A 19,571-nucleotide genomic window follows, 5' to 3' on the forward strand; every position below is an offset into this window, starting at 1 on the left:
ACCAAAAACAAAGCTCCCTTAAATCGCTTTAAAAGAGGTCGTTTTTTGTTATAAATTTTGGGTAATCTCGAAAATATTGGGGTTGTGCAACGGTTACCGATGTTAGCAGGCGTATCTTTCTACAAGTTAATTCCGAGTTCTAATTTTCCACCAAGTCCGATTTCCACAATTCTTTGCAAAGTTGAAAGTCGAACATCATTTATGTTATTTTCTACTTTTGAAATATAACCTTTATTTGTCCCGCATTTTTTGGCGAGTTGTTCTTGGGTCATTCCTTGGTCAAGTCGGGCTTGATGAATTAAAACTCCATATTTAAAGTCCTCAAAACCTTTTTCAAATTCATCTCTTTTTTCTGTTCCTTTATTTCCGTATTCTTTGTCGATAAGTTCGTCCAAAGAAGTTAGGTTTTTATTTTTTGCCGTTGCCATAATTTTTATTTTAATTTTAAGAATTAAATTTTTCCAATTCATATTCCATTTTAATCTTTAATGCTTTTTCAATTTCCCTTTTCGGTGTCTTTTGAGTTTTCTTTTGAAATCCATTCGTTAAGACAACCAATTTTCCTTCATCAAAAAAGCAAAATATTCTGAAAATATTATTTCCAATTTGAACCCTGATTTCATAAAGTCCGTTTGTTCCCTCCAAATGTTTAAAATATTCAGCAGGAATTTTGTCAATAGTTTCAACTATTTTTAATGTCCAAATTATTTTATGTTTTACTTTCTGATTTTGCTTGTCAAAAAATTCATTAAAATAATTTTTATAAATAAAAACATTTCTGACTTTAGGTTCATTCATTCTATAAACAAAAATACAAAAAGTTGTTCAATTAAACAACTTTTATTTTACGCGATACTTTCTGATATGTCTGCTAACGTTTCGCAGCTATAAGAAGTTGGCGATTTCGAAGCACAAAACTGTCAACCTGCACGAAAGTTTGATTGAAAAAATAAACTTCATTTAACCACTGAACCGCCAATTTCTTATAGGTGCTGTTACAAGCTGGCGTTCTTTGTTTATAGCTTCTCATAAATTTCTGTCGCCACAATTTTACTGTTTTTAATTGTCGATTCGTTTGTAATATCCACAAATCCGAGCTTACATTTTTTACCTAAATTGTCAAAATGAAATATCCCGAAATTGCTGTCTATTTGATTGGTTTTCGGATAAAGCAATAATGTTTTTTCGGCTCTCCAATGCAGATTATAAACGAACATCTGCTTTAAATCATCGTCTGAAGGATTATTGGCTTCAATAATTTTCCATTTTGTGTCGATTACAAAAGTTTCGTATTCTGTTTTCAAAACAATGTCGGGACGAATGCGTTTGTTTTCCCAAAACTTGTCGGAATTTTGAAATGATACTTCGATTTTATCTTTTTTGTGTTTTTGAAGAATGCGGAAAATATATTCTTCCCACAACGCATTCATATCAAATAAAAGCGTGAGTAAATTGTCGTTACCATAATTCAAACTTGGCGAATAATTCAAAATGATAATTTTGGCAATATCTATCGCTTTTTGATAATCGTAATTTTTTCTGTCGATTATGATTTTGTCAAAATGCTTTTTTTGAATATTGATATTTTCAAAGTCTTGAAATTCATAAAGTAAACGATTCAATTTGTCTTTTAATGAGTCATTTACGAAAGTCTTTAAAACCAATAAACCTTTGAGCAAAATCTGGTGTAACAAATGGTTTTTGTCATAAACCTGATGTTCACAATAAAAATGTTCTTTATGAACTAAATTTTGCTGAATGTTTTGAGCGAAAAGTAATTTGCCTTTCAGTGAATTTTGATTGGATTGTTTTTTTTGGTATTTCTTTATCAAACCTTTTTTTACCAATCGTTCGACTTCGTTTAAATAAAGTTCAAAATAAACATCTAAAATCGATTGATACCGTTTTTTGAGTTGAGTTTCGGAAATAGATTCGACTTGAATGTGTTTGCAGACTTTGAGCATATTTAGCAACACATTTTGCCAAAGATTTTTGTCTGCATTTTCGTTGTTGTCTGCTTTTGGAAGAATTTCAATCGTTAAGCCACCAATTTGAATCACACCAACGTAACTCCCGAAACGAATTCCTTTGTGAATAATCGTAAAGTATTTGTTTTGGTGCAATTCATTGAATTTTACCATTGCATCAAAATGATGTTTTCGGAAAATTCCCGAATCATCGTATCGTAATTTTTGATACTCGAATACTTGTATAAACTTTTTATTATTCATACGTTAATCCTCGTAAACCGAAATAAATGTGCTTTCGTTCCAATACTCAAAAGGCGTGAAGCGATACACTTTTTTATCTTCCAAAAAGTCATTTTCATAAGCGAAATTTTTAGGAAATTTTGCCGTGTTTTCTTCTTGAAAAATGAAATTTCCACCCAAAACCAAACCAATTTTTCCGAAATCGCCATAAAAATATTCTTCCAAAAGTGGAATGATTTTGTCTTTGAAAACCAACTTCAAATCGTCTAAATTTTGGATTCCGATAAAATAAGAATGACCGATTTGGTGGTCTTTATCAATCAATACTTCAATGCGTTGGTTTATTGTTTCCAACAATTGTTTCAAATTCACGTCTTGATATTCTGAATCCAACAAGATTTCGGGGTTAGGTTGCATTTCCGTAAACGAAAAACGTCTTCTCAAAGCGGTGTCCAAGGCTTCTACACTTCGGTCGGCTGTGTTCATCGTACCGATGATGTCTACATTTTTTGGAACTCCAAATTCTCTCTTTGAATAAGGAAGTTTCACTTTAAGTTCGTTGGCTGCACCAATTCTCTTGTCGGATTCAATCAACGTAATCAATTCTCCGAAAATAGCCGAAACGTTTCCTCGGTTGATTTCATCTATAAAAATGGCATAGCGATTTTCCGGGTCGCTTTGAGCTTTCAGGCATAGATCCTTAAAGATTCCATTTTCAATCTGATATGAAATAGCTTCTTTACCTTCTTCCATAACAGGCTTTATGCCTTCAATAAAATCTTCGTAAGAAAATGATTGGTGGAAAGTTGTAAATACATAATGTTTGATTTCTTTATTGGGATTCGGTTTGAAGTTATTGACAGAATCAAGAATACCGTAAATTTCGGGAGCTTGTTCTTTTAAATCGGTTTCGAGCAATTCCCATTTTTTTTCTTTTGTTTTATCAAAAATGTACGGTGTTTGTCTTTGTGTGTAATTAACCGTTTCTGATTCAATTATGGTGTGAAATTGCAAGTTGCCCCAAAGCGTTGCCCGAACATTTTTTGATTCTGATAAAATCGCTTTTTTGGAAACCCATCTGTTTTCTAAAATATCATTGACCTTACTCGTTCCCATTTCTAAAAGAGCCAAAGCAATGGCTTGCCACCAAGTCAATCCACTTACAATTTCTTCAAAATAGGATTCAGGACTTATACTTTTTTCAGAAATTGTGTACTTAGGAAAATACTCATTTCTTAGCGTGTACGTTTTTCCTGTTCCTGGAGCACCAAACAAAATTTGATTGAGTGGAGTTTTTTTATTGGATTTTATGCTTTTCATTGGTTTTTCCGTTGTTGTTTGATAATCCAATTGGCTCAAAATTTCTTTTCTGAAATCTATATCAAAAGCCATTTGTTCCAAATCTTTTTTGTTGTACTTGGAATATCCTGAAATTTGCGTGCGATTAAGTACTTGCTCAACTGCATCAAACACCTTTGCTTGATGATTAGCAATTTCTAAAATATTATCTGTGCCGTTCCAAAATGCAGTTGGATTCCCGTTAAAATTAGAATGCTTCTTAGTTAAAGCTTCAGTAGATATAGCACCAAATGTTAATTCAGTACTATTCGAATTGTTAACTTGGAGAATGTATCTTTGACCTATTGTAAATACAATAAATTTTTTGTTTCTAAAATTAAAAACCAATCTTTGGTCATTTTGTTGTAAATCGAATTTTTCAATGATTTTATCTAAAAATTCATAGTATTCCTCCAAATCTTTTCGATTAAAATCCTTCAATAGACTGACTAAATCTGTTTCTTTAAAATCTTCTCTAAAAACGACATACAAAATATTCTGAATCATTAAATACTTATCGTCCCAATTTGGTTTTTGATAGAATTTTCGATACGTGTTAATGAAATTATCGTCCAATAAATTTTCTTTGATGATTTGTTCCGAGAACTCTTGTAAATGCAAAAAACGTTCTCCCGATTTTTTAGATTTGATATTCAGTTGTTCACAGAAGTTTTTGTAATAATCTGCCTTGTACAACATATATTTTTCAGGAAAACGAAAAGCAAGATAAACGGAAATTGTTCGTTCATCTTGTTGAGCGTTGATATTGGTTCGGTTTAATACTTGTTTAATTCTCGGCAATAATTTCTCTGATTCGACTTGAAAGGTTTTTATTCTTTGAGTAATTTCTGCCGATTCGTCATATAGATTCCGAAATATTTCTTTTGTTTCTTCGGGGAAGTTTTGGGCTGATTTTTCGATAAAACCCCAAGAGTTCTGATAAAGTAAGTTAGATACTTTGCTAAAAGAAACCCGAAACATCTGATAAAAATCGTCCGCTTCTAAATTCCAATTTTGCTGAAATTTATTTATCGCTAAATACTTATATGCTTCGTTTGGTTCTCCGTTTTCTTCTAAAATGTCGATATATTTCTCAATCAATTCAGAAGCTATATTTTTTAGCTTTTCAGTCATTTCTGTTTCAGTTCTTTTTTTAGCACGGTCGTTCTACGCTTGCCTGTAACTTGTTTATAGGTCTTACTTTGTCAGACAAATACAACGTATTTGGTAGGTATTTGTCGGATTTTCATGAGACTTATTTCTGATTACTAAGATATATTTTTTTCTTTATAAATTGAAAAATATTCTTCATTTGGAAATTTTAATAGTGTTTTCGTGTAAAAAAATAGAGAAATCTACAATATCCTTTTATATAAACAAACTGTTTTAAGCTTTTAGAGTGAACAATGCCCTGGGTTTTAGCCCAGATCGAAGGGAAAATCCTGTCATTGCTGACCAAGTTTTTCTAGGGAGCGCTTCCTGGGTGGCAATGACAGATTGGAATGAAGAGCTGGACGGGTTATGGTAAGTAGCAAAAACTGGCGTGCTCCAAAGAATCAACTAAAGAAATCTAACATTCGGCGACGTTCACTGCGATGGCGAGTCCTCCTTCTGAGGTTTCTTTGAAACGATCGTTCATGCTCAGCGCAGTTTCCCACATCGACTGGATCACCTCATCTAAGGTGACGCGCGCTTTGGTTGGGTCAGATTCCAGCGCGATATTTGCCGCCGTAATGGCTTTCATCGCTCCCATTGAATTGCGCTCGATACACGGGATTTGCACTAAACCCCCGATCGGATCGCAGGTCATGCCCAAATGATGCTCCATGGCGATTTCGGCGGCCATTTGAACTTGCCCTGGCGAGCCGCCCATAATTTCGGTTAAGCCCGCAGCAGCCATGGCAGAGGAAACACCGATTTCTGCCTGACAACCACCCATTGCTGCAGAAATGGTGGCGTTCTTCTTGAAAAGGGTTCCAATTTCACCAGCAACCAAGAGAAAACGAATCACATGTTCATCGCTTTTAAATTCGGTAAAAACCTGTGAATACATGAGTACCGCCGGAATGACGCCGCTTGCACCGTTGGTTGGCGCGGTAATTATGCGGCCAAAGCTGGCATTTTCTTCGTTCACGGCCAATGCAAAGCAAGAAACCCATTTGTTGATATTGGTGAAGCTTAAGTCTGCATCAACAAGATATTGGTACCATTCGCCGATGTTTTTATAGATATTTTCGCCCAGTAATTTTCTGTTTAATCCAGCAGCACGGCGGGTTACATTTAAGCCACCCGGAAGCACGCCTTCTTTGTTGACGCCTTTGTAAATACATTCTTTGATTTGCTGCCAGATATATAGCGCTTCCTGCTCGGTTTCTTCTTTGGTGCGCCACGATTCTTCATTGAGAAAGACCAAATCTGAGATTTTAGCCAATCCTAATTTAGCCATATTTTTATCGATGTCTTTTCCGTTGTGGCAAGGATAAAGTGTTCGGGTACAATTGTTTTCGTAGGAATTGGCTTGTTGGGTGGCAATGAATCCCCCACCGATGGAATAATAATCCTGCACTAATTCCTCGCCATTTTGGAACACCGCTTTGAAGATCATGCCGTTCGGGTGAAAGTCCAGCGATTTGGTTTTATTTAAAATAAGATGGTGACCGTAAACGAAAGGAATCACTTTTTCACCACCCAAGTTAAGGGAGTTGGATGATTTGATGATGGCGACTTTATCCTCAATTTTAGACGTGTCAATCTGTTTGAAATTTTCGCCGGAAAGCCCGAGCATACCGGCAATATCTGTTCCGTGGCCGATTCCGGTTTTGGCGAGCGAGCCGAAAAATTCTACAAAGACTTCTGTAACTTCTTGCAGCTGATAATCGGTTCTTATTTTTCTTAAAAAGCTTTCGGCCGCATTCCAAGGTCCCATGGTGTGCGAACTGGAGGGTCCTATTCCCACTTTTATAATTTCAAAAACGCTGATTGATTCCATTATATTTTATACGCATTAAGCATTAAACCAGATTGACTTATTGACAAAGATAATTCTATTTTTAAGATTCCAAAATCAAACCGTTGCAGTACAATAAGGATTAAAAAATAGCATGGTTTGCCTTTTCTATGTCCCTTTGGTTTATTGAAAAATTTCTGCTAGTATTTGTGAAACCTGCTTTGGTTTGGTCGCCGGAAAAAGATGGGTTCCATTTTGAACAACATAATCGGGCTTTGAATATTTTGGTGGAAATACAATGTCTTTGCTACCCAAAATTTGGATTACTTTTGGGTTTTCATCAAATTTCCAAGCAGAAACCTTTTCAATGCCCCACTTTAAATAGTAAGGATCGGTGACTTGCAAATACTGCATGAGTTTCGGGTTTTTGGGATCTACAATTTTTCTGGCAAAAGAGTATGCTGCGGCAGAGTTTAGGCTGAACATGCTTTGAGGCAAATACCTGGCAATTTTTGTACGCTCACCGAATTTAATGAACCTGGATTTTTCTTTATCAGATTTAATGCTTCCCAGAATGACTACTTTTTCTGCCGGTTTAATCTTGTCGATTTCCTGCACGATAATTCCACCGAACGAATATCCCAGCAGGCAAAAAGGTTCAGACTCATCGATTCGATCCGCCATTCTGTTCACATAATGAAGGAAATCTTCTTGGTTTTCGGGAATAAGCCAATCGAGAAAAACAACTTGGAGTTGTTGGGGAAAAGTAATTTTTTCCAAGACTTTAAAATCGGCACCAAGGCCGCTGATCACATAAAGTTTCATCCCTCAAAAATAGAAAAAAGAGCAGACAATGCTGCTCTTTCTAACGTATTATTTTAGGAAATTTATTTCGCTGTAATAGTAATAATCATATCGATATCATCTTTAATAACAACATCTTTTGCAGGAGATGCATAGGCGATATCAAATTTCTGACGGTCAAAAGTGAATTTATCTGAAACCATTGTCAGAACACCTTTGTTTAAAGAAATTTTTGCAGGGAAAGCCACCGGATTGGTTTTGTTTTTTGCCGTAAGATTTCCGTAAACCATGTATGGGAATGCTTTGTTATTGTTCTTTTTTACCGATGTAATTTTATACGTCGCCGAGGGAAATTTATCCGTTTCGAAAAAATCACCGTTTTTTAAGTGGTTGTTTAATTTTGTTTGGTACTCTCCGGTAAGATCAGTTGCATTGATGGTGGTCATATCCAAGGCAAAAGTTCCGCCTACGATATTATACCCTTTCATCACCACCTCACCAGATTTTAAATTAAGGTTTCCGTTGTGCGATGAAGCTTCGGTTTTTGCTAATTTATACCCAAACCATTGAATGTTTGAACTGACCACTTTTTTGGTTTGACCAAACATTATTCCTCCGGCTAAAAGCGCCGCTAATACTAAATTCTTCATTGTTATTTATTAAAATTTGAATTGCAAAAGTATCTAAATTTTCAATGATAATGAATTGATGTAGGATAAGAAAGTATTATTGTATTTAAATAAAACCCGATTTTCTAGTCGTCGTTAAGATGAAAATAGCTTTAAAATGAAAAATTTGGGAAAAGATAAACTCCGCGTTGAGGCGGAGTTTTTTGAATCATCAGAAGGATTATTTATTATAAAAAGCGGCGTAAATTGCTGCGCCATTTATAATTGTTTTTTCATCTTTCACCAAATAAATTGGAATATCTTTTAGCACATTTTCCATCTTATCACTGATGATGAAATTTTTATAAAAGACACTGTTGTTGAGGAATTGCTCTAGCATTACCGGGATTTCGCCACTTAGAAATAACCCTCCGGTTGCTTTCATCTTTAGCACCAAACTATTGGCTTCGCGCGCCAGAAAAACCAGAAACGTTTCGATGGTCATGGTGCAAATTCGATCTCGTTTATCAATCGCACCCTGAATAATTGCTTTTGTAAAATTACCGGCCTCTATTTCTTGTGTTAACCACTCTGGCTGCACCTGTCGTTTTACATCTCGTAAAAAACGATAGACATTAAACAAACCACCCGTAGACAGTACAGATTCCCAACTTACAATGCCATAAATTTTTTGTAGAAAAGAATAAAATTCTACTTCATCATTGGTTCGTGGGGAAAATTCGCAATGACCACCTTCCGTAGCAAAAGGTCTTAAAAAACTACCGTCCCAAAACAGCGCAGCTTCTCCCAATCCTTCACCCGGAGCTAATAGGACCGCATTTCCTGGTGTAAAATTTCCAGAATCGTGAATTTTTACAAAATCATCTTGGGCAACATGTTGCAAACCGTAGGCAGAAGCTTCTAAATCATTGATTAGGAACACCTCTTTAATTCCGGTTTGATTTTTAATATCGTCGGCATCTAATGCCCACGGCAAACGTTGTGGAGCGCTTTTACCACCGATAACGGGACCTGGTACCGCAACCGCGATTTTAGTTATATTTTCTAAAGAATGATCGGCAATAAATTGATTGACCATCTCGGCAAAGGAATCGAATTCTTTGGTAGCATAGGCTTTTTCTGTTTTCAAAAAAACATTTCTGTTTTCTGTACTGTAGTATCCTAGTACCGTTGTTTTTTCTCTAAGATCGGCAGCAATTAATGCGACTTTATCATTGATTTCCGCCGTAATTCCAGGTAAAAAAAGTTTGAATTTATTTTTAGTATCCATGTTGTAGTGTTATCAACCAAAGATAATAATTGTTTTTAAAAAACAGCTTAAAAATTAAAAAAACCTCCTCTAATTAAAGAGAAGGTTATGGTATTTACAATAGGATATTAATTTCCTAAAGGAATATTGTAGCCAACACCTACCCCTATTGCGCCAGCGTTATACTTTTGCGTTCCGATTTCTCCAGTACTTCCAGTGAAGGTTTTCTGATAGTTTAATGAGAAGTTCCAATCTTGGTTGTGGTACCCTATTTCCGGTTTAATATAAAAACCACCATCAGGTCTTGCAGTGTTTGTGACATCATTGGCAGCCACTTTATCATCACCAACAATGAGACCGTACCCTAAATCTGTACCTAAATAAAAACCTGTCTGTTTCGGGTATACTCTAATTAATGCTGCTACAGGAATTACCCCAAAATCATTATTATCATAATTTACGCCACCAACATTATTTTCTCTACCGAAAAAGTGGTTATATCCTGTTGCGATCCCTAAACCAAAACCTGGCATTACTAAGTTTTGATAAGATAAATCTACCCCTACAGTTCCACCTGCATTTTCTGCTGGAACGGCAATACCTCCATTGATTCCAACTTTAAGCATGTTGTTCATGTCTGCACTTTGTGCGCTCATCAGTCCTGCTGCAATTAATCCTAAGGCAAGGATTGATTTTTTCATTGATTTCATAATTCTAAATTTTAATTTTACTGGTGGATTACATGTCAAAATCATGCCAAAATGAAAAAATACTGTTAGAAATTAAGTCGGATAATAACGCAACATTCTAATTAACAATGATTTACAACATCAATAAATTCAAACGTACATTTAGATTTCAATCTGTATTTATTAAAAAAAGAGGTAGGAAAATTCTTCATTGACCAAAAAAAGAGCTGATCATTGATCAACTCCTCGTTTGCATTGTAAAGAAAATTCTAAAGATTTTCCAAAGCTTGCTGAACATCAAAATAAGCGCCGCCATTATAAACTTGATCTAAACCTTCTGATTTAAAGAATTCTGCTGCTTTACCGCTTCTGTTGCCACTTCTACAGAAAAATATTATTGGTCCGGCAAGTTTTACAACCTCTTGCTTACGGTCAACAATTTCCCCCAATGGTATATTTTGCGCAGCTTCTATTTGTCCATCCATTTCTAGTTCCATTGGTTCGCGAACATCAATAAGGTGGTAGTTTCCTGATTTCAAAATTTCTTCAATAGCCATTTTTGTATTTTTAAAGGTTAAATAAAATTAAGCGACAAATTTATAAAATATTGTTAGTTTTGCAACCTAATCTATGGTACAAAGTCCAGAATTTAACGCTAAACTCATCAAAACCAAAGCCAAAAAATTTGGTTTTGAGAATTGTGGAATTTCACGAGCAGATTTTTTAGCAGACGATGCGCAGCCGTTTGAAAGTTGGCTGACTAAGAATTTTCAAGGGGAAATGTCTTACATGGAAAATCATTTTGACAAACGCTTGGATCCCCGTTTGCTGGTTGAAGGTTCAAAATCGGTAATTTCTCTTTCCTATAATTATTTCCCAGGTGAAGAATTGTTTGGCCTTGAGCAGCTAAAAATTTCGAAATACGCTTACGGTGAGGATTACCATGAAATCATAAAAGAAATTTTGCGGGAAATGGTGGCAGAACTTCAAGCAGAAATTGGTGATTTTCAATACCGGGTTTTTACGGATTCTGCACCTATTTTAGAAAGAAGTTGGGCCAGAAAATCCGGAATTGGCTGGGTTGGAAAAAATGCAAACCTTATTACCAAACAATCGGGGTCTTTTTATTTTTTGGCGGAAATCATCTGCGATTTAAATTTACAAGAAGACCACCCTACCACCGATCACTGTGGTACTTGCCGAAAATGCATTGAGGCCTGCCCTACTCAAGCCATCGTTTCAGACCGTGTTATTGATGGCAGCAAATGTATTTCCTACGCCACCATCGAATTGAAGAATGAAATCCCGGCACATTTTAAAGGGAAGATGGAAGATTGGATGTTTGGTTGCGATATTTGTCAGGATGTCTGCCCGTGGAATCGGTTTGCCAAACCTCATCAACAAGAAAAGTTTACGCCAAATCCTGTGCTTAAAAATATCGATAAATCGCAATGGCAAGAACTTTCCCAAGAACTTTTTTCGGAACTATTTCGGAAATCTCCCGTAAAGAGAACGAAATTTGCAGGGTTAAAAAGAAATATAGATTTTCTGACTAATGCAGAGCATTTAAATTTTGAAAAATAATCAACATTAATCAAAAATACACAACCCTTGAAAAAAACACTTCAGATTATTCTTAAAAGTTTAGCAACCATTTTAGGTTTGGTTTTGCTCTATGTGATTTCAGCGCTCATTATTCCTTTAATTCCGGTTAAGAAAAAAGCAACCAAAGAACCGTCCACCATTCCGATTTATATTTACACCAATGGTGTTCATACCGATATTGTTCTTCCTCTTAAAAATGATCAAATGGATTGGAGTAAAAAAATACCGTTCGACAATACGGTTTCTAAAAGTTCAGATTTCAATTATGTTGGAATTGGTTGGGGCGATAAAGGATTCTATTTGGACACCCCAACTTGGGCGGAATTAAAAGTTTCTACCGCTTTTTACGCTGCTTTTTGGTTGGGAGATTCGGCCATGCATTGTACTTTTTATAAAGAAATGACAGAAGGTGAGGACTGTAAAAAAATAATGATTACCGAGATCCAATATGCTGATTTAATTAAATTCATAGACTCAAAATTTGATAAAAATAAGAAGGGCGAAAATATTTTGATTCCAACAAAAGCAGTTTATGGGAAAGACGACGCTTTTTACGAGGCCAAAGGAAGCTATAGTTTTCTTTACACCTGCAATACTTGGACGAATGATGGTTTGAAAGTGGCCGGACAAAAAGCAGCACTTTGGGTTCCTACTGATTTCGGCATATTTTATCATTATCAATAAAAAGGTGATTAATAAATTAATAAAGGCGTATACTTTACACATTTTGGAAGGAATTTATCATTAATCCCAACCACCAACATTCCTGCTAATCTTTACCATTTAGACCGTTGGTTCGTTTATTTTCTTAAAATCAAAGGGTTAAGATTTGTCTAAACGTAAAATTTTCCTTATTTTTAAAGCTTAGCCTAAATCAATACTTTATATGAAGCGACTACAAATCTCCATTTTTCTTGTCTTAATTTTCAATATTAGCTTCACTACTATACTCTCGGCCCAAAACGTTCTACAAAAAACAGATTCTTTACGGGTTGGTGTCGCAGGAACTGCTCCATTTGTTTTTACGGAAAAAGGAAATCCTGATTCTCAAGGAATATCAGTAAATATTTGGGATAAAATTGCAGATCATTTACAATGGAATTATCAATACAAACCATATAAAACGGTTAATCTTGCTTTAGATGCACTGAAAAAAGGAGAAATCGATATGGTTGTAGGTCCAGTGACTATTAATTCTGACCGGCTTGATCACTTTAGATTTTCACAGCCTTTTTACCAATCAAGTTTAGCCATCGCTTATAAAGAAGGGCAGTTTAGCATTTGGAACGTTTTCAAGTTACTATTCAGTGTGAAACTGCTTTTTGCTATTGGAATTTTCCTCATTATTCTCGCTATTGTGGGCACGCTTTTATGGCTGGCAGAAAGAAAAGCCTCGCCGGATCAATTCTCCGCCGAAGCTGCCAAAGGAATAGGCACGGGAATGTGGTTAGCGATCGTAACGATGAGCACCACAGGTTATGGTGACAAAGCACCGGTTACTTTAATGGGTCGTATCATCGCGGGAACGTGGATGATTGTGTCGATTATTTCGGCGACCTCGATGATTGCTGGAATTGCTAGTGTCTTAACATTTTCAAATTTTCAATCTGGTGACATTAAAAACATTGAACAATTGAATGGTAAAAGAGTGGCAACGATTTCGGGTTCGCCTTCTATTTCGTTTTTAAAGGAATATAATATTAGAATAAATGCTGTTGAGAACTTAGAAGAAGCAATTATTTTATTAAATAATAAGCAAGTCGATGCTATTGTTTATGATCGACCGCAGTTGATGTATTACATTAATAATCATAAAGAAGAAGATTTGGAAATAGCCACCGCCGAGTATTACCAACAAGGCTACGGTTTTGCATTTCCCAAAGACAGTAAATTAATTTACAACGTTAATAGAACGCTGTTGGAATTGGCAGAAAACCAAGAACTTGCTGAAATTACGGCAGAATATTTAGGCAAATAAATAGTACTCTAAAACCGTATTTAAATACAGTTAATCTGATTCATTTCAAGCAAAAAAACCAAAATTTTCAATTTGGTTTAAGATGATTGTAAAGTTTAATTGGTGATTATAGCAAAATGAAATCATTATTTTAAATATTCCCTTTAAAAATTAGACGAGCCACAAAAAAATTCCCACGGACAGGAACTTTAAAAGATTGAAATGCTATTTTCATTCTTTGGTATCTAAGCTAAATACAAGATCCAATTCATCTTTAACATAGATGATCCCTCCCATTTTTTTGGGCGGAATGATTTTAAAATCAGAAAATTTTACTCTTTTATTTCCAACTAATCTGTTATTATAGTAGGAAAAATCGATGTTGTATTTTCTGGCTACGGTCATCATTTTCACTTCTACTACTGCTTCAAATTTATTAGAATTTGTTTTAGTAAATTCTAAAAATTTTATATCTAAATGAGGATATTTTTCTGATTTCAATACCTTTCTAAAATCAGTGGTCATCATTTTATTTCGGCAATCAAAATCTTCTATCAACAAACTGATATTTGGTATTTTGTTTCCATTGATAGAAATAACAGAATTGGAATTTTTAAAGTTGGGAATACTGCATTTAAAGGTACTCACATTGGTCCAACCATTAATTTCCAAGCCATTATTTTGAGCAGAAATAGTAATGAACAAGAAAAGAAGTAATGCTATGATGATTTTATTTCTCATGATAATCGATAGAAAAAGGGGTTAAAAAATCAACCCCTTTTTTTTACAATATTAATTAATTAAAAACCGATGGTTGCTTCAAACATAAATCCGTTGAACTTCCCTCCTCTTAGCGCACTTGTTGCACCCCAAACTGCATCATCATTATATTTTTGAGAAATATATTCTACTTTTGCAAGAACGTTTTTGGTCATATACCAACCACCACCTAAGTTCAGTCTATCGATTTTTCTTTCAGCAGAAACATCGTCATCTTTACCACTCACATCATTATATCTACCTCCTACGTAGAATTGTTCTTTTCCACCAAATCGGTATAATAACTCTGCGCCTAACTGCGTGAAATTACCATCAGTAGGTCTTTCTGTTAAACCACTAGCTTTGTTACCAGAAACATATTCATAAACTCCAAAGAATTCTAAACCTTGATATTTAATAAATGGATTAATTTGGAACGCTTGCATTTTTTTGAAACCTGGATTAAATCTACCTGTGGCGTAATTGTTCATTCCCATCAGATCATTTTGAGTTAAGAGAACATAATAGTAGCGGCTTCCTGCTCTGTCTGAACTATATAGATAACCACCAGTACTCAATCCATTGGTCTGAATGAAAGAGCCTGTAAGTCTAACTCTTAAATCTTGGCTAATTTGTTTGTCGTAACCGATTTTTGCATAAACAGAAGGCGAATTCCAGTTTGCTCCTTTTACGGCCGTTTGGTTTAATTTACCGTTAGATATCCCTACCATCCCTATGAAGTTGTTATAGAAACCGTAGGCTTCACCAAATGCTTCTGTTGAGAAACTGTCCATGATATAGTTTCCTACAAATGGGTTATTGATTGCTTTTGCGTTATCGGTTCTTCTAAAGTGCGTATCACCGTAGTTAATTTCATCCATACCAATTTTAACTCTCGCATGCTTCATAATATTTGCTGCAAAACCTTCTTTAATAAAATCAAGATCATCTACTTGAATATACCCCCCTTTGACCCATGCTTCGTTGTGGTGACGCGCAGAAAGATATGTTCTTAAATGCATTTTCACCCCTTTTGCTAAATAGGCATTAATATCCAAGTTAGCTGTAGGAAGGTTAAAATCTGAGCCCATTACTTGCAAAGTGTTTGGATTCACCGTTCCTGTAACCATACCGAGTGATGGTGCTTTAGTTTCATGGTCAAGTGCTTGAAATTGTAAGGCGAAGTCCCCACCAACACTTACTTTTACACCATCATACGCTGGAGATTCCCCTTTAGGATCTTCAAACACATTGCGCGCTGATTTTTCTGGAGCCAAATAATCTCTCATCGAGCTAGAATTGTCTTGTGCGCTGATGAAATTAATTCCTGCGACGAACATTGTGAGCATTGAGGCTCTGATTAGCATAGTTTTCATATTGTCAAGTTTAATTGTTTATTGTTTGTTGTTTGTTTGTTATCGGTCTGTATGCAGTAGCTTAGTTCGCTATTGCATTTACAGTTATGGTAATCTCATTTCCTGTTTTGACCGTGTTCATCATGAAAGCTGGCGGCGTTACACCGTAGTCAGACATTTTAATATTGGCCTGACCCCAAACAGTATAAGAATTGCCATTTTTAGTTACATTTACAGGTACTGTGATGGTTTTTACGGTGTTGGTTACCGTTAGTTTTCCGGTCATTGTTCCTTTACCCATATTTACAGCAGTTGCCGTAAAAGAGATATTTGGGTATTTATCTGCTTGAATAGCTTTGTAAGCATTATTATCCATTGCAGATTTTCCACTTTTCAAAGTTTTAGAATTCATGGTATATCGAATATCTTGAATTGAATTTCCAGACACAGTACCAGAAAATGTTCCCGTTGTTGATGTCATCGTCCACGCATGTAATGTAGAGGTACCACTTACAACAGTTTTAACATTATTCGCTGTAATTTTTTGTGCTCCTAACATCACTGAAAACAGTCCGAAAGCAAGAAATAATGTTTTGATGTTTACTAAATTCTTCATTGTATCTAAGTTTAAGTTTTATCGTTGAAATGATCATCATTTTGTAGTACAAAGATAAAATCAATATTACTTAATCAATAGAATTAAAGGTGATATTTTAATTATATAAATCTTATTTAAAAATAACATTAAATATAAACTAAAAAAAAATAATTATTAAAGATAATTTAATAATTAACACGCGTCATTAACTATTTTAATGTAACGATATAATAAAAATGTTATTATTCACTAATGGTACAAATCAAGACCCTTGATAAACGTTGACATAAATCATTGAAAACATATGAAATAAGTAAAATAAAATAAATATATTAAGATGAATTATTATTTAAGCAGCAAACTTATTTTCTTTGAATTCATATTGAAAGAAAAAATATTGATCGACAAAATAGAATCGTTTTGCGTGTAAAAAGAAAAAACAGGCAGAAATCAGTTTGAAATAAAAAACCTCTGACAATCATAGATTACAGAGGTTTCTTGTACCCGGTGCCGGAATCGAACCGGCACATCTTGCGATACTAGAGTTTGAGTCTAGCGCGTCTACCAATTCCGCCAACCGGGCTACTTAAATTGGTGTGCAAATATAGAATTATTTTTTATTTAAGAGAAATCTTTTCGCTAAAATTTTCAACATATTTGAAGCCTACCTTCGTACGTAAACTTAACTATTTGATTATCAAAACTGCAGTTCTAAACCATCATAGGCAAGATGTACATTTTCGGGAAGTTCTCGCTCTATTTCATCATATAAACCAAAATGATGAGAAATATGCGTTAGATATAATTTCTTCGGTTTTAACTCTTCAAAAAGTTCTAAAACCTGTGGTAGAATGAAATGTGAAGAATGCAACCCCTCTTTTCGAATACAGTTGAGAATTAAATAATCCAGACCCTTCAATTTGTTCTTTTCCGTTGTCGAAATAAAGCTGGCATCGGTAATATAAGCGAGCTTCTTCAATTTAAAACCAAAAATAGGAATAGTTCCATGAATCACTTCGATGGGGATAATTTCAGTTCCAAGTATTGTGAAATTCTGATTGATTTCATGCAGATTAAATGCAGGTGCACCCGGATATTTCATATCTGCAAATACATAGGGAAAACGCAACCTAATTTCATCGGCTACTCTTTTCTGACAATAAAGATCAATGTTTTTTTTACGCTTAAAAATTAAAGGACGTAAATCATCCAATCCAATAACATGATCATTATGTTCGTGTGTAAGCAACACTGCATCAATTTGTTCTTCTTTATTTTCAAGCATTTGAAGTCGAAAATCAGGACCACAATCGATTAAAATTTTATCTGCTGCTGCAGTCGTTATCAAAGCAGACGATCGGAATCGCCTGTCTTTTGGATTTAAAGAATTACAAACCTCGCAATGGCAGGCAATAACGGGAATTCCCTGTGAAGTTCCACTCCCTAAAAATTTCAACTTCATTTTTTTTCGAGGTTGGTTTAATTTTGGTAAATTTACAAAAAATTACGATTGCCAGTGATTCACCAGAAATTAACACCCAAACAGAAAGCTTTAGAGATTAATCTTGACCAAAACATTTACGGTACATTCGCCGAAATTGGAGCTGGTCAGGAAACAGTGCGTTATTTCTTCAGAGCCGGCGGTGCCTCCCAAACCATTGCAAAAGCCATGTCTGCGTATGACAAAGACTTTAGTGATGCTGTTTACGGAAAAGAAGCCCGAAACAGATACGTGACCCAAAACCGTCTGCGTAAAATGTTGCGGTATGAAGTTTCTTTAATTGAAGAGCGGGTTTCTCGCGAGACTTGTCCGCATAGAAAATTCTTTTCCTACGCTAATACAGTGACTACCATTAATTTCGATAAGACCATGAAAGGTCATGGTTGGGTGGGTATACGATTTCAATGTGATGAAAAAGAAGATTACAATGAAATTGTGTTGCATGTAAAATTTAATGAAAACGATGCTACATTACAGCAAGAAACGCTCGGTAGTCTAGGTGTTAATCTTATTTACGGAGCATTTAATTATTCCGACAATCCTCGCAGAATGATTAATTCTCTTCTCGATGATATTTCCAAAGACAATATAGAAATCGATATGATCGATTTTAGCGGCCCTGCCTTTTCATATGTTGACAATCGCTTAATGAGCCTCCAGCTTGTGAAAAACGGGATGACCGATGCCGTGATTTTCAATTCTGAAGGAAACAACATGTTGCCTGCCGATATTCTTTACAAAAAAAACATTTTTGCTGTACGAGGGAGTTTTAGACCCGTAACCTTAGTCAACATCGATATGTTTGAAAAAGGTCTGAAAATGTTTAAAAATGATTGGGGATGTAGCGAAGATGAAACAGAAGTGCTCTTTGAAATTACCATCGCAAACTTAAGAGCTGCCGGAGATATCGATGAACGAGATTTCCTCGACCGCGTAGATGTTTTAGGAAAATTGGGTTATACGGTAATTATTTCGAACTTCTCAGAATACTATCGATTAATTGACTATTTCGCACCGTACACCAATGGAAAAATCGGTGTTGCAATGGGTGTAAACAATATGCTCGATGTATTTGATGAAAATTATTACGAAAATCTTTCAGGTGGAATCTTGGAAGCATTTGGCAAGTTTTTTAGAAAAGGCATGCGTGTATATCTTTATCCTTACAAAGATCCCGAAACCCATCAGCTATTAACCGCCAATAATTTGAAGGTAAATGATAGTTTGAAAGAACTGTATAAATACTTTAAACTCAACAAAAGAATTGTGGATATTGAGGATTTCAATCCAGATTATTCAGAAATCTATTCCCGAATTATTCTCGATAAAATTGCCAATCATATTCCAGGTTGGGAACAGGAAGTGCCGGAAGGTGTTGCAGATTTAATTAAAGAACGCGGAATGTTTGGTTATAAAGAGGAATTAAAATTAAAAGAATTTTCTTAAAAATAAAAAAATGTCAGAAATAAAAAAACGTCTTTCCATTATATTAGAAAGTCCAAAAGATAATAAGGAAGAGAAACTTCAAAAAATTTGTACTTTGTTGGATCAGGAAATTTCCTATTTCAACTGGACTGGTTTTTATTTTAAAAACGGCGATAAAGAAGAACTGATTTTAGGACCTTACGTTGGTGCTCCAACAGATCACACGATCATTCCTTATGGCAAAGGTATTTGCGGACAGGTAGCAGTTTCTAATGAGACTTTCGTCGTTCCAAATGTTCATGAGCAAGATAATTACTTAAGTTGTTCCATCGCAACCAAAGCAGAAATTGTAGTTCCAATTATGAAAGACGGACAGAATATCGGTCAAATCGATATCGATTCTCACGAATTAGATCCATTCACCACAGAAGACCGCGAAATGCTGGAATGGTTGTGTGAAGAAATAGCAAAGATAATGTAATCAGAAGATTACGTTAAATTAAAA

20 protein-coding genes and 1 tRNA gene are annotated in these 19,571 nt (G+C 35.1%); 6 read left to right on the plus strand and 15 right to left on the minus strand.

Annotated elements, in window-relative coordinates; all coding sequences use genetic code 11:
- Positions 1-119 precede the first annotated feature (119 nt).
- The 4 genes from QWY78_RS02165 to QWY78_RS02180 form a co-directional block, all read right to left on the minus strand.
- Entirely contained in the window at positions 120-428 is a 309-nt protein-coding gene (locus QWY78_RS02165) for a helix-turn-helix domain-containing protein (RefSeq protein WP_290216100.1), read from the minus strand.
- 16 nt (positions 429-444) lie between these two features.
- Entirely contained in the window at positions 445-798 is a 354-nt protein-coding gene (locus tag QWY78_RS02170) for a type II toxin-antitoxin system RelE/ParE family toxin (protein WP_290216103.1), read from the minus strand.
- 218 nt (positions 799-1,016) lie between these two features.
- Positions 1,017-2,231 carry an McrC family protein gene (locus QWY78_RS02175; RefSeq protein WP_290216105.1) on the minus strand — a complete coding sequence of 405 codons (1,215 nt, stop codon included), beginning with the start codon at positions 2,229-2,231 and terminating at the stop codon, positions 1,017-1,019.
- A gap of 3 nt (positions 2,232-2,234) precedes the next feature.
- Positions 2,235-4,682 carry an McrB family protein gene (locus QWY78_RS02180; RefSeq protein WP_290216106.1) on the minus strand — a complete coding sequence of 816 codons (2,448 nt, stop codon included), beginning with the start codon at positions 4,680-4,682 and terminating at the stop codon, positions 2,235-2,237.
- A 265-nt stretch (positions 4,683-4,947) separates the two neighbouring features.
- Here QWY78_RS02180 and QWY78_RS02185 point away from each other — a divergent pair, with 265 nt between their 5' ends.
- Positions 4,948-5,076, plus strand: a complete 129-nt coding sequence (locus tag QWY78_RS02185; protein WP_290216108.1) for a hypothetical protein — start codon at positions 4,948-4,950, stop codon at positions 5,074-5,076.
- Positions 5,077-5,118: 42 nt separating this feature from the next.
- On the opposite strand, the gene QWY78_RS02190 is transcribed toward QWY78_RS02185, so the two are convergent.
- The 6 genes from QWY78_RS02190 to QWY78_RS02215 all read right to left on the minus strand — a co-directional run bounded on the left by QWY78_RS02190 (position 5,119) and on the right by QWY78_RS02215 (position 10,423).
- The gene (locus tag QWY78_RS02190; RefSeq protein WP_290216110.1) at positions 5,119-6,537 is read right to left on the minus strand and encodes an L-serine ammonia-lyase; all 1,419 of its coding nucleotides are present in this window, start codon (positions 6,535-6,537) and stop codon (positions 5,119-5,121) included.
- 141 nt (positions 6,538-6,678) lie between these two features.
- The gene (locus QWY78_RS02195; protein ID WP_290216112.1) at positions 6,679-7,320 is read right to left on the minus strand and encodes an alpha/beta hydrolase; all 642 of its coding nucleotides are present in this window, start codon (positions 7,318-7,320) and stop codon (positions 6,679-6,681) included.
- Positions 7,321-7,382: 62 nt separating this feature from the next.
- Complete coding sequence (locus QWY78_RS02200) at positions 7,383-7,949, minus strand: YceI family protein (RefSeq protein ID WP_290216115.1); 567 nt, start codon at positions 7,947-7,949, stop codon at positions 7,383-7,385.
- Positions 7,950-8,148: 199 nt separating this feature from the next.
- Positions 8,149-9,198: a glucokinase gene (locus QWY78_RS02205; RefSeq protein ID WP_290216117.1), complete on the minus strand. Its 1,050-nt coding sequence runs from the start codon at positions 9,196-9,198 to the stop codon at positions 8,149-8,151.
- 107 nt (positions 9,199-9,305) lie between these two features.
- The gene (locus tag QWY78_RS02210; RefSeq protein WP_290216119.1) at positions 9,306-9,887 is read right to left on the minus strand and encodes a putative outer membrane beta-barrel protein; all 582 of its coding nucleotides are present in this window, start codon (positions 9,885-9,887) and stop codon (positions 9,306-9,308) included.
- Positions 9,888-10,135: 248 nt separating this feature from the next.
- The gene (locus QWY78_RS02215) at positions 10,136-10,423 is read right to left on the minus strand and encodes a rhodanese-like domain-containing protein (protein ID WP_290216121.1); all 288 of its coding nucleotides are present in this window, start codon (positions 10,421-10,423) and stop codon (positions 10,136-10,138) included.
- A 73-nt stretch (positions 10,424-10,496) separates the two neighbouring features.
- On the opposite strand from QWY78_RS02215, the gene queG reads away from it, so the two are divergent.
- The 3 genes from queG (at position 10,497) to QWY78_RS02230 (ending at position 13,449) form a co-directional block, all read left to right on the plus strand.
- Complete coding sequence (queG, locus tag QWY78_RS02220; RefSeq protein WP_290216123.1) at positions 10,497-11,450, plus strand: tRNA epoxyqueuosine(34) reductase QueG; 954 nt, start codon at positions 10,497-10,499, stop codon at positions 11,448-11,450.
- Between the two features lie 27 nt (positions 11,451-11,477).
- Positions 11,478-12,155, plus strand: a complete 678-nt coding sequence (locus QWY78_RS02225; RefSeq protein WP_290216124.1) for a TIGR02117 family protein — start codon at positions 11,478-11,480, stop codon at positions 12,153-12,155.
- A gap of 202 nt (positions 12,156-12,357) precedes the next feature.
- A complete protein-coding gene (locus tag QWY78_RS02230) occupies positions 12,358-13,449 on the plus strand; it encodes a transporter substrate-binding domain-containing protein (RefSeq protein ID WP_290216127.1) in 1,092 nt (363 codons plus the stop codon).
- Between the two features lie 210 nt (positions 13,450-13,659).
- Here the strand turns inward: QWY78_RS02230 and QWY78_RS02235 are convergent, their stop codons facing one another.
- From QWY78_RS02235 to QWY78_RS02255, 5 genes are all read right to left on the minus strand, one after another.
- Positions 13,660-14,169 carry a hypothetical protein gene (locus QWY78_RS02235; RefSeq protein ID WP_290216129.1) on the minus strand — a complete coding sequence of 170 codons (510 nt, stop codon included), beginning with the start codon at positions 14,167-14,169 and terminating at the stop codon, positions 13,660-13,662.
- A 59-nt stretch (positions 14,170-14,228) separates the two neighbouring features.
- Complete coding sequence (locus tag QWY78_RS02240) at positions 14,229-15,563, minus strand: hypothetical protein (protein WP_290216131.1); 1,335 nt, start codon at positions 15,561-15,563, stop codon at positions 14,229-14,231.
- Between the two features lie 61 nt (positions 15,564-15,624).
- On the minus strand, positions 15,625-16,158 hold the full coding sequence (locus QWY78_RS02245; protein ID WP_290216132.1) for a YceI family protein: 534 nt from the start codon (positions 16,156-16,158) through the stop codon (positions 15,625-15,627).
- A 483-nt stretch (positions 16,159-16,641) separates the two neighbouring features.
- Positions 16,642-16,723: transfer RNA gene (locus QWY78_RS02250), tRNA-Leu, on the minus strand.
- A 114-nt stretch (positions 16,724-16,837) separates the two neighbouring features.
- On the minus strand, positions 16,838-17,602 hold the full coding sequence (locus tag QWY78_RS02255; RefSeq protein ID WP_290216135.1) for an MBL fold metallo-hydrolase: 765 nt from the start codon (positions 17,600-17,602) through the stop codon (positions 16,838-16,840).
- A 48-nt stretch (positions 17,603-17,650) separates the two neighbouring features.
- Between QWY78_RS02255 and QWY78_RS02260 the strand changes: the two genes are divergently transcribed.
- Together QWY78_RS02260 and QWY78_RS02265 are read left to right on the plus strand one after the other, a co-directional pair.
- The gene (locus QWY78_RS02260) at positions 17,651-19,087 is read left to right on the plus strand and encodes a TonB-dependent receptor (protein ID WP_290216137.1); all 1,437 of its coding nucleotides are present in this window, start codon (positions 17,651-17,653) and stop codon (positions 19,085-19,087) included.
- 10 nt (positions 19,088-19,097) lie between these two features.
- Positions 19,098-19,547, plus strand: a complete 450-nt coding sequence (locus tag QWY78_RS02265; protein WP_290216139.1) for a GAF domain-containing protein — start codon at positions 19,098-19,100, stop codon at positions 19,545-19,547.
- Positions 19,548-19,571 lie beyond the last annotated feature (24 nt).

This window comes from Kaistella yonginensis, from assembly GCF_030409525.1.
GTDB lineage: Bacteria > Bacteroidota > Bacteroidia > Flavobacteriales > Weeksellaceae > Kaistella > Kaistella yonginensis.